This window comes from Paracoccus liaowanqingii, assembly GCF_004683865.2.
Lineage (GTDB): Bacteria > Pseudomonadota > Alphaproteobacteria > Rhodobacterales > Rhodobacteraceae > Paracoccus > Paracoccus liaowanqingii.
Genome location: NZ_CP038439.1, coordinates 1,840,415 through 1,852,636, shown reverse-complemented (window position 1 = coordinate 1,852,636; position 12,222 = coordinate 1,840,415). Strand labels below are relative to the sequence as shown.

At 70.4% G+C, this 12,222-nt stretch carries 11 protein-coding genes; 10 read left to right on the top strand and 1 reads right to left on the bottom strand.

Annotated elements, in window-relative coordinates; genetic code table 11:
• The first annotated feature begins 13 nt into the window (after window positions 1-13).
• A complete protein-coding gene (rnd, locus tag E4191_RS08975; protein WP_135314400.1) occupies window positions 14-1,183 on the top strand; it encodes a ribonuclease D in 1,170 nt (389 codons plus the stop codon).
• Between the two features lie 4 nt (window positions 1,184-1,187).
• Window positions 1,188-2,171, top strand: coding sequence for a GNAT family N-acetyltransferase (locus E4191_RS08970; protein ID WP_135313114.1), 984 nt, complete (start codon window positions 1,188-1,190; stop codon window positions 2,169-2,171).
• A gap of 10 nt (window positions 2,172-2,181) precedes the next feature.
• Here E4191_RS08970 and E4191_RS08965 read toward each other — a convergent pair whose 3' ends face one another.
• Window positions 2,182-2,985 carry a PAS domain-containing protein gene (locus E4191_RS08965; RefSeq protein ID WP_228461193.1) on the bottom strand — a complete coding sequence of 268 codons (804 nt, stop codon included), beginning with the start codon at window positions 2,983-2,985 and terminating at the stop codon, window positions 2,182-2,184.
• A gap of 197 nt (window positions 2,986-3,182) precedes the next feature.
• On the opposite strand from E4191_RS08965, the gene gmk reads away from it, so the two are divergent.
• From gmk to E4191_RS08925, 8 genes are all read left to right on the top strand, one after another.
• Window positions 3,183-3,818 (top strand): guanylate kinase, encoded by a 636-nt coding sequence (gmk, locus tag E4191_RS08960; protein WP_176562739.1) that lies wholly within the window; start codon window positions 3,183-3,185, stop codon window positions 3,816-3,818.
• A gap of 33 nt (window positions 3,819-3,851) precedes the next feature.
• Window positions 3,852-4,964 carry an ATP-binding protein gene (locus E4191_RS08955; protein WP_228461191.1) on the top strand — a complete coding sequence of 371 codons (1,113 nt, stop codon included), beginning with the start codon at window positions 3,852-3,854 and terminating at the stop codon, window positions 4,962-4,964.
• A 187-nt stretch (window positions 4,965-5,151) separates the two neighbouring features.
• Complete coding sequence (rpiA, locus tag E4191_RS08950; RefSeq protein ID WP_135313111.1) at window positions 5,152-5,907, top strand: ribose-5-phosphate isomerase RpiA; 756 nt, start codon at window positions 5,152-5,154, stop codon at window positions 5,905-5,907.
• A 4-nt stretch (window positions 5,908-5,911) separates the two neighbouring features.
• On the top strand, window positions 5,912-7,303 hold the full coding sequence (gorA, locus tag E4191_RS08945; protein WP_135313110.1) for a glutathione-disulfide reductase: 1,392 nt from the start codon (window positions 5,912-5,914) through the stop codon (window positions 7,301-7,303).
• 116 nt (window positions 7,304-7,419) lie between these two features.
• A complete protein-coding gene (hflK, locus tag E4191_RS08940) occupies window positions 7,420-8,739 on the top strand; it encodes an FtsH protease activity modulator HflK (protein ID WP_135313109.1) in 1,320 nt (439 codons plus the stop codon).
• The gene (gene hflC / locus E4191_RS08935) at window positions 8,739-10,010 is read left to right on the top strand and encodes a protease modulator HflC (RefSeq protein WP_135313108.1); all 1,272 of its coding nucleotides are present in this window, start codon (window positions 8,739-8,741) and stop codon (window positions 10,008-10,010) included. Before hflK ends, hflC begins: the two co-directional genes overlap by 1 nt.
• A gap of 386 nt (window positions 10,011-10,396) precedes the next feature.
• A complete protein-coding gene (locus E4191_RS08930) occupies window positions 10,397-11,773 on the top strand; it encodes a Do family serine endopeptidase (RefSeq protein ID WP_228461699.1) in 1,377 nt (458 codons plus the stop codon).
• Window positions 11,774-11,893: 120 nt separating this feature from the next.
• Window positions 11,894-12,217 (top strand): 2Fe-2S iron-sulfur cluster-binding protein, encoded by a 324-nt coding sequence (locus E4191_RS08925; RefSeq protein WP_135313106.1) that lies wholly within the window; start codon window positions 11,894-11,896, stop codon window positions 12,215-12,217.
• The last annotated feature ends 5 nt before the right edge of the window (window positions 12,218-12,222 follow it).

The following is a 12,222-nucleotide window of genomic DNA, read 5'->3' as shown; positions in this document are numbered from 1 at the left end:
AATGAGCCAGGACATCCCCGCGATCACGCGCACCGAAGACCTCGCCCGCTTCTGCGAGGCCGCCAAATCCGCCCCCTATGTCACCGTCGACACGGAATTCCTGCGCGAGCGGACCTTCTGGTCCAAGCTGTGCCTGATCCAGCTGGCGATCCCGCCCGCCTCGACCGGCAAGACCCCCGGAGGAGAGGCCGTGCTGGTCGATCCGCTGGCCGAGGGGCTGTCGCTGGAACCCCTGTACGATCTCTTCCGCCATACCGGCACGGTCAAGGTCTTCCACGCCGCCCGCCAGGATCTGGAGATTTTCTTCCACGACGCGCAGCTGTTCCCCACGCCGCTGTTCGACACGCAGGTCGCGGCGATGGTCTGCGGCTTCGGCGAGCAGGTCGGCTACGAGACGCTGGTGCGCAAGATCGCCAAGGCCGATCTGGACAAGTCCTCGCGCTTCACCGACTGGTCGCGCCGCCCCCTGTCGGAGGCGCAGGCGGCCTATGCCCTGGCCGACGTGACCCATCTGCGGGTGATCTACGAGTTCCTCTCGGCCGAGCTGGTCAAGACCGGGCGCCAGGCCTGGCTGGCCGAAGAGATCGCCGTGCTGGAAGACCCCGAGACCTATATCACCCGGCCCGAGGAGGCCTGGCTGAAGGTGCGCACCCGCACCAACTCGCCGCGCTTCCTGGCGATCCTGCGGGAACTGGCGCGGTTCCGCGAATCCTATGCGCAGGACCGCGACATCCCGCGCTCGCGCGTCTACAAGGACGACGCGATGATCGAGCTGGCCTCGACCAAGCCGCTCTCCGAGGCCGATCTGGGCAAGTCGCGGCTATTGCTGCGCGAGGCCCGCAAGGGCGACATCGCCAATGGCATCATCGCCGCCGTCAAGGCGGGGATCGAGACGAAGGACCTGCCGCAGGTCAAGGCCGACGAGCCGGGCCGCCCGGGCAATGCGGCGCTGTCGGACCTGCTGCGCGTGCTGCTGAAGGCCAAGGCCGATGCGGCGGGCGTGGCCCCCAAGCTGATCGCCTCGGCCTCCGAACTGGACGCCATCGCCACGGGGCATCGCGACGTGCCGGCCCTGCAGGGCTGGCGGGCCGAGGTCTTCGGAAAGGACGCCCTGCGCCTGGCGGGCGGAGAGATCGCCTTGTCCGCGCAGAACGGCGCGGTCAAGGTCGTGCCGGCCCGCTAGGCCGATGCCACCGCCGGTCGTCCTGACGCGTCCCTGGCCCGAGGATGCCGAGGCGATCGCGGCGGCGCTGTCGAACTGGGACACCACGCGCTGGCTGTCGACGCCGCCCTGGCCCTACGGCGTCGCGGACGCGCAGGAGTTCATCGCGCAGGCCTCGCTGGACGAATATGCCATCCGCTTGGGCGACCGGCTGGCCGGGACGGTTCTGGCGGGGCGCGCCTTCGGGCTGTGGATCGCGCCGGATCTGCAGGGGCAGGGCATCGGACGCCGGGCCGGGGTGCTGGCGCTGTCGCGGCTGTTCCTGTCGGGCGCCGAGGGGGTCCACTCGCATGTGCTGCTGGGCAACGAGCGGTCCGAACGGCTTCTGGACTGGCTGGGCTTCGCGCCGCAGGGCCGTGCGACGATCCGGTCCCGCCCGCTGGACCGGCCCGTGGCGGCGACCGTCCTGCACCTGGACCGCGCCGCCTTCGAGGCCCGCCATGCCATCGCCCTGACCACGGCGCGCCTGTCGATCACCGCGATCACCCCGGCGGACATGCCCGCCCTGCACGCCATCGTCACGCAGCCGCAGGTCGCGCGCATGATGCTGCGCTTTCGCCCCGACATGCGGCTGGACGAGGCCGCCTCCCTGCTGGCCGATGGCGGGCTGCTGCCGCCCCTGCGCCTGGCCGTGCGCCATGCGGGACGGGTGATCGGCGCGGTGGGGCTCAGCGCGGGAACGCCGCCACGGCTGCATTATTTCCTGGACCCGCAGATGGCGGGGCAGGGCTTCGGGCAAGAGATGGTGGCGGCGGTCTTTCACGAGCTGGTCGCCCGCTTCGCCCCGCCCGAGATCATGGCCGATGTCTTCTTGGACAATCCCGCCTCGCGCAAGATCCTGAAGAACCTGGGCTTTCGCCGGGCCGAGGACGTGGCCCTGTTCGCCCATGGCCGCGACGCGCAGGCCGATGCGGCGCTGTATCGCTGGCGGCCGGGCCTGCTGCCCTGACCGTCGCGCGTCAGACGTCCTCGGGCGCCCTGGGGGTCTGCACCAGCCGGAAGCTCGCCCGCCGTTCCTCGGGCGTGGTCTCGCTCTGCGGGCGGCGATCGGGCGTCGGCCGGGCCTGTATGTCGGAGGGCGGCGCGCGCCTGCGGCCGGGCTTGGGCGCCTGCAGCAGGAATTCCGGCGCCTCTTCGGCAAAGCCGATGGTCGAGGGCGAGGGCGCCAGCGTCTGGCCCCCCTCGATGATCGGCATCACCTCGTCGCCCACCAGGTCGAAGCGGCGCGGCGCGACGCCCTGCTCTCCGTCGGCGACTAGGCAACCCAGGGCGCGCGTCACGTCGCCCAGATCCGAACGCAGCGGCAGCAGCAGCATCACCGCCGACAGCTGCGGGCGGGCATAGCTGGCCCCGGCCTGCAGGGTCAGCTGCGCGATCTGCGGGGCCTTGAAGACGCTTTCCAGCACGTCCGAGAACCGCCCGCGCGAGCTGGTGTTGATCAGCGCGCAGACCGGCATGCCGCGCACCTCCATTCCCATCAGGTCGATCAGGTGGCGCCCGGCCAGACGCAGGCGGCCCGCGCCCGGCGCGATCCGTTCCAGGATGAAGGCATGGTCCAGGATCCGGGCGATGGCGCGCGGGTCGACATCGGCGCGCGCGGGCACGGCACGACCCTGCCGGATGCTGTTCCAGTAGTTGCGCATCTCGCGCAGCATGCGCTCGGGGCGCGGGGGCTCGTAATCCTGCAGATGCAGGACACGCCCCGTTCCGGTGCCGGAGGGCGGCTCCGGTTTGGTTTCTGATCCGTCCTTCAGGTCCGACAAGGGCACCTCTTCTGGTTCCGGCATGACCGGGCTATACCCATGTCTGCAAACCATCTTTAGGCGAAAGGGATCCCCGCGCCGAGTCATTTCGTGAACGAATGGTTAAGATGCGCTGCAATCTGGGCAGGACTTGACCGCCGCGCCCTGCCGGGGCATCCCACGGGCAGCGAGACGCGGCAAGGGGACACGCAACCATGATCGACCGGACCGGCCTGATGGTCATCCTGTCCTCGCCCTCGGGCGCGGGCAAATCGACATTGGCGCGGCGGCTGATGGACTGGGACGACAGCCTGCGCTTTTCCGTCTCGGCCACGACGCGGGCGCCGCGCCCCGGCGAGGTGGACGGGGTCGACTATCACTTCACCTCGCAGGAGGGCTTCCTGCAGATGGTGGCCGAGGATCAGATGCTGGAGCATGCCGAGGTTTTCGGCAACCTTTACGGCAGCCCGCGCGGCCCGGTCGAGCGGGCGATGCGCGAGGGGCGCGACACGCTGTTCGACGTCGACTGGCAGGGCGGCCAGCAGATCCGCGCCTCGGCCTTGGGCGGGCATGTGGTGTCGATCTTCGTGCTGCCGCCCTCGCTGCCCGAGCTGGAGCGGCGCCTGCGCGCGCGCGGCCAGGACAGCGAGCCGGTGATCGCGGGCCGGATGCTGAAGAGCCGGTCCGAGATCAGCCACTGGGCCGAATACGACTACGTGCTGGTCAATGACGATCTGGACCAGACCGAGGCGCGGCTGCGCGCCATCCTGACCGCCGAGCGGCTGCGCCGCGACCGGCAGGCGGGCCTGGGCGGCTTCGTCAAGGCGCTGATGGCCGAGGAGGAGGTCCGATGACCGCCACCTTCCCCCGCATGGCGGGCTGAGCGCATGGCGCCGGCTGCCGGCATGCGCCGCCTTGCGGGGTTCCTGGACGGGGTGCCGGTGCCGATGCTGGCCGTGGACCGCGACGCCCGGGTGATCGCGGCCAACGGGCTGGCGGGCGGGCTTCTGGGCGCCGACCTGCCGGGGCGTCCCTTCGTCACCGTGCTGCGCCATCCCGCGATCCTGCAGGCGCTGGACTGGGTGCTGGACCCCACCGTCATGCCCGCGCCGACGCCAGACCCGGCCCTGCCCACGGCCCCCGAGGGGGTGGCGGTGCTGCGCGCCGCCTGCGCCGCCGACGGGCGCGAGATCATGGCCGAGATCACCATCGCGCCGCTGCCCGCGCCCTTGGGCCGCGGGGCCACCATCGCGGTGATCGACCGCTCGGTCGCGGAAGAGGCCGAGCAGATGCGCCGCGATTTCGTGGCCAATGTCAGCCACGAGCTGAAGACGCCCCTGACCGCCATGACCGGCTTCATCGAGACGCTGCGCGGCCCCGCCCGCGACGATGCCCGCGCCCGCGACCGGTTCCTGGACATCATGGAGCGCGAGGCCGGGCGCATGAATAGGCTGATCACCGAACTGCTGACGCTGAGCCGGGTGCAGGCCGAGGAACGGCGCCGTCCTTTGGGCCGGGTCGATCTGCCGGGCATCCTGCGCGGCGTGCTGGCCACCCTGACGCCGCGCGCCGAACTGGCCGGGGTGACGGTCGAGACCCTGGGGCTGGACCAGCCGCTGCGCCTGCCGGGCGACGGCGACCAGCTGACGCAGGTGTTCCAGAACCTGATCGAGAACGCGCTGAAATACGGCGCCTCGGGCGGTAGCCTGCGCGTCACGCTGTCGCGCATCGCCCACGAGCCGCTGCTGCGCGGTCCGGCCTGGGCGGTGGTGGTCGAGGATCGCGGCGAGGGGATCGAGGAGCAGCATCTGCCCCGCCTGACCGAACGCTTCTACCGGGTCGACACCCACCGCGCCCGCAGCCAGGGCGGCACCGGGCTGGGGCTGGCCATCGTCAAGCATATCGTCAACCGCCACCGGGGCCGGCTGCGGATCGAGAGCCGGCTTGGCGAGGGCAGCCGCTTCACCGTGATCCTGCCCGAGGGGCTGTCGCGCGGCTGACGGGCGCCGGGTTTTCGGCGGGCGGGGTCGGGGGGGCTGTCCGCCCCCCGGCCCGTGCCGGGCCTCCCCCCGAGGATATTTTCGTGAAGAAGAGGGGGTCCGGGGACGGGGCAGGGGCCTGCTGCCCCTCGCCCTTCGGCGGCGCTTGGCCTATAAGGCCGCCAGGTATCGGTGAAGGGATGTCGTCATGTCGCAATCGTCGCAGGCCGATCCGGCCAAGCTGGCCGCCGCCCGGGCGGCGGTGGCGCTGGTCCGGGACGGGATGAGGCTGGGCCTGGGCACCGGCTCGACCGCCAGCATCATGGTGCGCGAACTGGCCGCCCGCGTCGCGGCCGAGGGTCTGGGCCTGCGCTGCGCGGCGACCTCGACGGCCACGGCGAAGCTGGCCGAGAGCCAGGGGCTGACGGTCGAGAGCCTGGATGCGATCGGCTGGCTGGACATGACCATCGACGGCGCCGACGAGGTCGATCCGCAGCTGCACCTGATCAAGGGCGGCGGGGCGGCCCATCTGCGCGAGAAGGTCGTGGCCGCCGCCAGCGACCGCATGGTGGTCATCGCCGATCCCGGCAAGGTGGTCGAGGTGCTGGGGGCCTTTCCGCTGCCCGTCGAGGTGCTGCAGTTCGGCTTCGAGACGACCCGCAAGCTGATCCGCCGCGCGCTGGAGGGGCTGGATCTGGGCGAGCGCGACGTGCTGCAGCGCCTGTCGGGCAGCGACGCGCTGGTGACCGACGAGGGGAACTTCATCCTGGACCTGCATCTGGGTCAGATCCCCGATCCCGCCGCCCTGTCGCGCGCGCTGCAGGGCATTCCCGGCATCGTCGAGCACGGGCTGTTCTTGGGCATGTGCGATCTGGTCATCGTCGGGCGCGAGGATGGCAGCGTGGTCGAGCTGGCCCGCGACGCCGATATCGACGCCGACATGCTGGCCCATGAAGGAGAGTGAGACCGTGAGCTTCGACTATGATCTGTTCGTCATCGGCGGCGGCTCGGGCGGCGTGCGCGCCGCGCGGATCGCCGCATCCGAATACGGCGCCAAGGTGGGACTGGCCGAGGAAAGCCGCATGGGCGGCACCTGCGTCATCCGCGGCTGCGTGCCCAAGAAGCTGATGATCTTCGCCGCCCAGGCCGGGCTGATGGCCGAGGAGATGCGCGGCTATGGCTGGTGCGACGCGCAGGCCGGCGCCTTCAGCTGGGAGGTGTTCCGCGAGAAGCTGGATGCCGAGCTGACGCGGCTGGAGCTGATCTATCGCGCGGGGCTGAGCCGCGCGGGCGTCGAGGTCCATGACCAGCGCGCCCGGCTGGCGGGGCATCACGAGATCGAGCTGGCCGACGGCACCCGCAAGTCCGCCCGCCACATCCTGATCGCCACCGGCGGACGCCCGGCCCTGATCGGCATTCCGGGCGAGGAGCTGGCGATGGTCTCGGACGACCTGTTCGTCATGGATAAGCTGCCGGGGCGCGCGCTGCTGGTGGGCGGCGGCTTCATCGCCTGCGAATTCGCCACAATTTTGGCGGGTCTGGGCGTGGACACTGTGCAGGCCTATCGGGGCGACGCGGTGCTGCGCGGCTTCGACCGCGAGGCGCGCGATCTGGCGACGCTGCAGCTGAGCGCGGTGGGCGTCGATCTGCGTCTCGGCCTGACGCCGGTGGCGCTGGAACGGGCGGGCGCGGGCATCCGCGTCACCTTCGACGACGGCACCCGTGAGGAATTCGACGCCGTGCTGATGGCGACCGGTCGCGATCCTTATACCAAGGGGCTGGGGCTGGAGACGACCGAGGTCCGGCTGAAGCGCAACGGCGCGATCGAGGTGGACGAATGGTCGCAGACCTGCGTGCCCTCGATCTTCGCGGTGGGCGACGTGACCGACCGGGTCAACCTGACCCCGGTGGCGATCCGCGAGGGACACAGCTTCGTCGACACGGTGTTCGGCGCCAGGCCCCGCAAGGTCGATCATTCGGTCGTGGCCAGCGCCGTCTATCTGCGCCCGCACGAGCTGGCCACGGTCGGGCTGACCGAGGAGGAGGCGCATGCCCGGGGCGCCGTCGATGTCTATTCGACGGTCTTCCGGCCCATGCGATCGATGTTCGCGGGCAGCGATGCCAAGGTGATGATGAAGCTGCTGGTCGATCCGGCGACCGACAAGGTGCTGGGCTGCCACATCTTCGGCCCCGAGGCCGGAGAGATGATCCAGCTGGCCGCCATTCCCATCGGCATGGGCGCGACCAAGGCGCAGTTCGACGCGACCATCGCCGTCCACCCCACCGCCGCCGAGGAGCTGGTGACGATGCGCACCCCCTCGCGCCGGTTGCAGGCGCTGTCCGGGACCGGACTGGCCTGACAATCGCGTGGGCGCGGCCCCAGGTCGCGGCCAGAGGCCGGGCGCAGGCTTGCATTTCAGGTCTGGGCGCCCCAATTTTCAACTCACGGAAATACCAACGAAAGAAGGTCTATCGGATGGCAAATCAGGGCCCCTGGGGCGGAGGCGGCGGCGGAAACGGCGGTCGGGATGACGGGGATCGTGACAAGAAGCCCGCAGGTCGTCCCTGGGGCGAACAGCCGCCGCAGGGCGGCCCGCGCCGTCCCGGACCGGGAGGAGAGCCTCAGCGTCCCGAGATCGAGGATCTGATGAAGAAGGGCCAGGAGCGCCTGCGCGTCCTGATGGGCGGGCGGGGCGGCGGTGGCGGCACCGGCGGCGGCAATGGCGGCGGGGGCAGCCCGATGGGGCCGAACTTCGGGCTGAACCGCTCGACCCTGGCGGTGGCCGGTCTGGTCGCGGTCGGCCTGTGGGCCTTCGCCAGCTTCTACCGGGTGCAGACCAACGAGCAGTCGGTCGAGTTCCTCTTCGGCCGCGCCGTGGACGTGGGGACCGAGGGTCTGAACTTTGCCCCCTGGCCCTTCGTGACCGCCGAGGTCGTGCCCGTCACCAACGAGCGCGTGACCGAGATCGGCACCGGCCAGGGCGGCGAGATGGACAGCGGGCTGATGCTGACCCGCGACCAGAACATCGTGGACATGGAATACCAGGTCGTCTGGAACATCCGCGATCCGCAGGCCTACCTGTTCAACCTGGCCGATCCCGCCGACACGATGCGCGCGGTTGCCGAAAGCGCCATGCGCGACATCATCGCCCGGACCGAGCTGGCGCCGATTCTGAACCGCGACCGGGGCGCCATCGCGTCCGATCTGCAGACCTCGGTCCAGTCGACGCTGGACGCCTATCAGTCGGGCATCAACGTCGTCCGGGTCAACCTGGACCGCGCCGATCCGCCCGAGGAGGTGATCGACGCCTTCCGCTCGGTCCAGGCCGCGCAGCAGGAGCGCGACCGTCTGGAGAACGAGGCCGACGCCTATGCCAACCGCGTCCTGGCGCAGGCCCGCGGTAACGCGGCGCAGGTGCTGGAGCAGGCCGAGGGCTATCGCGCCGAGGCGGTCAACACCGCCGCGGGTGAGGCCGCGCGCTTCAACTCGATCTACGAGGAATACGTGAACGCCCCCGAGGTGACCCGCCGCCGGATGTATCTGGAGACGATGGAGCAGGTCTTCGGCGACGTGAACAAGATCATCATCGGCGAGGGCGTCGGTGGCGAGGGCGGATCGGGCGTCGTGCCCTACCTGCCGCTGGACCAGCTGCGCGGCAGCCAGACCTCGTCCGAGGACACGGGCAGCGTGCGCAACGCGACGACCGGCCTGCTGAACACGACGACGGGCACGTCGTCGACCACCACGCCGGGCACGACCAGCACCCCCGCAACCACCACCGGAGGGACGAACTGATGGCCGCACGGACCAAGCTTCTGACCACACTGGCCATCCCGGCCCTGATCCTGGTGGCCGTCGTGGCCGCCTCGTCCATCTTCATCGTCGACGAGCGGGAAAAGGCGCTTGTCCTGCGGATCGGTCGAGTCGTCGACGTGCACGAGACGCCGGGCCTGGGCTTCAAGCTGCCCTTCGTGGACAATGTCGTGAAATATGACGGGCGGATCCTGGGCATGCCCACCAGCCCGCTGGAAGTCACGCCGCTGGACGATCGCCGCCTGGTGGTCGATGCCTTCGCACGCTGGCGGATCACCGATCCGGTCCGCTTCCGGCAGGCCGTCGGCGCGGGCGGGGTGCAAAGCGCCCAGATGCGGCTGGAGCCGATCGTGCGGAACTCGATCCGCGAAGTGCTGGGTACGGTTCCCTCGACCGCCGTGCTGTCGGACGACCGCACGACGCTGATGAACCAGATCCGCGACGAGGCGCGCGGCAATTCGGGCGGCCTGGGGATCGAGATCATCGACATCCGCCTGACCCGCACCGACCTGCCCGAGCAGAACCTGGCCGCGACCTATGGCCGGATGCGCGCCGAACGCGAACGCGAGGCCGCCGACGAGATCGCACGCGGCAATGAGGCCGCGCAGCGGATCCGCGCGGCCGCCGACCGGACCATGGTCGAGCTGACCTCGGAAGCCGGGCGCCGGGGCGAGATCGTCCGAGGCGAGGCCGATGCGCAAAGAAACGCGATCTACGCCGATGCCTATGGCCGCGATCCCGAGTTCTTCGCCTTCACCCGGTCGCTGACCTCGTATCAGCGGTCGCTCAGCGGTAACAACAGCTCGTTCGTGATGCAGCCCGACAGCGAATTCTTCACCTATCTGTCGGGGGACGGCGGCGCGGATGCCAACCCTGCTTCGACCCCGGTGCCCGCCGGCACTTCGGCGGCCCAGTTCGACACGCCGGAACCCACGGTGATCGAGGACGAGGAAGGGCTGGTCACCCCCGAGGTCACCGACCGCGAGGGCAACCCCTTGGGCGAAACCTCGGGCGTGCGGCTGACGCCGGTTCCCGAAAGCCTGGCCACCCCGCCGCAGGAACCGGCCGAGATCCTCTCGCCCGATGCCGAGGTGCAGGGTGCCGCACCGACCGAGGCGCCCGCGACCGACGCCCCGGCCGCGGATGCGGATGCCCCCGCCGCCGAGGCTCCGGCCACCGAGGCGCCCGCCGCCGCGGCACCGGCCGAGGCCGCGCCTGTCGAAACGGCGCCGCAGACCGCTCCGGCGAACTGATATCGGAGCGGGCGGGGTCATCCCCGCCCGCCTTCGGATCGCGGGCTGCAATGAAAATCACGATCTGTTCACGACCCGAGAGCGTGGTTTATTTGCAACGACACCCCAGATAGCGTTCATAGCCATCAGGCAGCCAGGGGCGTCTCGTCCCGCCGCGCTGCCCTCGAGAGATGAGGACATCCAGCATGAAACCGCTTTTCCATGGCCATATCCTGACCGCATCGGCGCTGGCGCTGGCGGTGGGGCTTGGTTCCGCGGGCGCCCAGCAGGTCGTCGACCCCGCCAATTCCGACCTGCCGCCCGAAGTGAGCGAACAGGCGCAGGAGGCCGCCGAGGCCAACCGCCCCCTGGGTGCCGACGCGGCGCAGGCCGAGGCCGCGCAGGTCATGCCCGGCAGCTTTGCCGATCTTGCCGAACAGGTCTCGCCCGCCGTGGTGAACATCACCACCACCTCGGTCGTGTCGCAGCCCACCGGCGGACCCGGCTTCCCCGAGGGCAGTCCCTTCTCTGACCTGTTCCGCGAGTTCGGCATGCCCGGGATGCCCGGCGGCCCCGAAGGCGGTCCGACGCAGCGCAGCCCGCAGCGGTCGAACGCGCTCGGCTCGGGCTTCGTGATCTCGGCGGATGGCTACATCGTCACCAACAACCACGTGATCGAGGGCGCCGACCAGATCGAGGTCGAGTTCTATGCCGGCGAGCGCCTGCCCGCCGAGGTGGTGGGCACCGATCCCAACACCGACGTGGCGCTGCTCAAGGTGGAAAGCGACGCAGCGATCCCCTTTGTAACCTTCGGCGACAGCGACAGCGCCCGGGTGGGCGATTGGGTGCTGGCGCTTGGCAACCCGCTTGGGCAGGGCTTCTCGGCCAGCTCGGGCATCGTCTCGGCCCGCAACCGCGAACTGTCGGGCACCTATGACGATTACCTCCAGACCGATGCAGCGATCAACCGGGGCAACTCGGGCGGACCGCTGTTCAATCTGGACGGCGAGGTGATCGGCGTGAACACCGCCATCCTGTCGCCCAATGGCGGCTCGATCGGCATCGGCTTTTCCATGGCCTCGAACGTGGTGTCGCAGGTCGTGTCCCAGCTGCAGGAATTCGGCGAGACGCGGCGCGGCTGGCTGGGCGTGATGATCCAGGACCTGACGCCCGAGATGGCCGAGGCGATGGGCCTGCAGGCCTCCAGCGGGGCGATGATCACCGACGTTCCGGAAGGCCCGGCCCGCGAGGCGGGATTGCAGACCGGCGACGTGATCACCCGCTTTGACGGCTCCGAGGTCGAGGATACCCGCGGCCTGGTGCGCCGCGTGGCCGAGGCGCCCGCTGGCGAGACGGTGCAGGTCGTGGTCATGCGCGACGGCGAAGAACAGGTGCTGGACGTGACCCTGGGCCGCCGCGAGACCGCCGAGGGCGAGGCCCCGGCCGCCGCCGAGGAACCGGCCGAGACGGACGTGCTGGGCATGTCGGTCACCGCGCTGACCCCCGAGATGGCCGCCGAACTGGGCGCCGCCCGCGACGCGCGCGGTCTGGTCATCACCGAGGTCGACCCCGAGGGGCCGGCCGCCGACAAGGGCCTGTCGCCGGGCGACATCATCACCGATGTGAACCAGCAGGCGGTGACCTCCGTCGCGGATCTGGAGGCGCGCGTCGCCGAGGCCCGCGAGGCCGGGCGCCAGTCGGTGCTGATGCTGATCCGCCGGGGTGGCGATCCGCTGTTCGTGGCGCTGCCCCTGTCCGCGGACGGCGAGGGCGAGGCCGAATAAGGCCCGCACCCCGACACGACGATCACGACGGGGCGGCCCTTGGGCTGCCCCTTTTCAATCCGGCCCCGATCGCCTAACTGCGGCGGGACACCGAAACCGGGCATCAAGGGAACGAGCGACATGGCGAAGATTACCTATATCGAACACAACGGCACCCGGCACGAGGTCGAGGTCCGCCCCGGCATGACGGTCATGGAAGGCGCGCGCGACAACGGCATCCCCGGCATCGACGCCGATTGCGGCGGCGCCTGCGCCTGTTCGACCTGCCATGTCTATGTCGATCCGGCCTGGGTCGACAAGCTGACCCCGCGCGACGCGATGGAAGAGGACATGCTGGATTTCGCCTACCAGCCCAATCCCGAACGCTCGCGCCTGACCTGCCAGATCAAGGTGACCGAGGCGCTGGACGGTCTGGTCGTGCAGATGCCCGAGCGCCAGATCTGACCGGC

Bases quoted from the DNA above. Each gene is read 5' to 3' on its own strand.
- E4191_RS08970 (WP_135313114.1), top strand. From the start codon at position 1,188: ATGCCACCGCCGGTCGTCCTGACGCGTCCCTGGCCCGAGGATGCCGAG.
- E4191_RS08955 (WP_228461191.1), top strand. From the start codon at position 3,852: ATGGCGCCGGCTGCCGGCATGCGCCGCCTTGCGGGGTTCCTGGACGGG.
- rpiA (WP_135313111.1), top strand. From the start codon at position 5,152: ATGTCGCAATCGTCGCAGGCCGATCCGGCCAAGCTGGCCGCCGCCCGG.
- hflK (WP_135313109.1), top strand. From the start codon at position 7,420: ATGGCAAATCAGGGCCCCTGGGGCGGAGGCGGCGGCGGAAACGGCGGT.
- hflC (WP_135313108.1), top strand. From the start codon at position 8,739: ATGGCCGCACGGACCAAGCTTCTGACCACACTGGCCATCCCGGCCCTG.
- E4191_RS08930 (WP_228461699.1), top strand. From the start codon at position 10,397: ATGCCCGGCAGCTTTGCCGATCTTGCCGAACAGGTCTCGCCCGCCGTG.
- E4191_RS08925 (WP_135313106.1), top strand. From the start codon at position 11,894: ATGGCGAAGATTACCTATATCGAACACAACGGCACCCGGCACGAGGTC.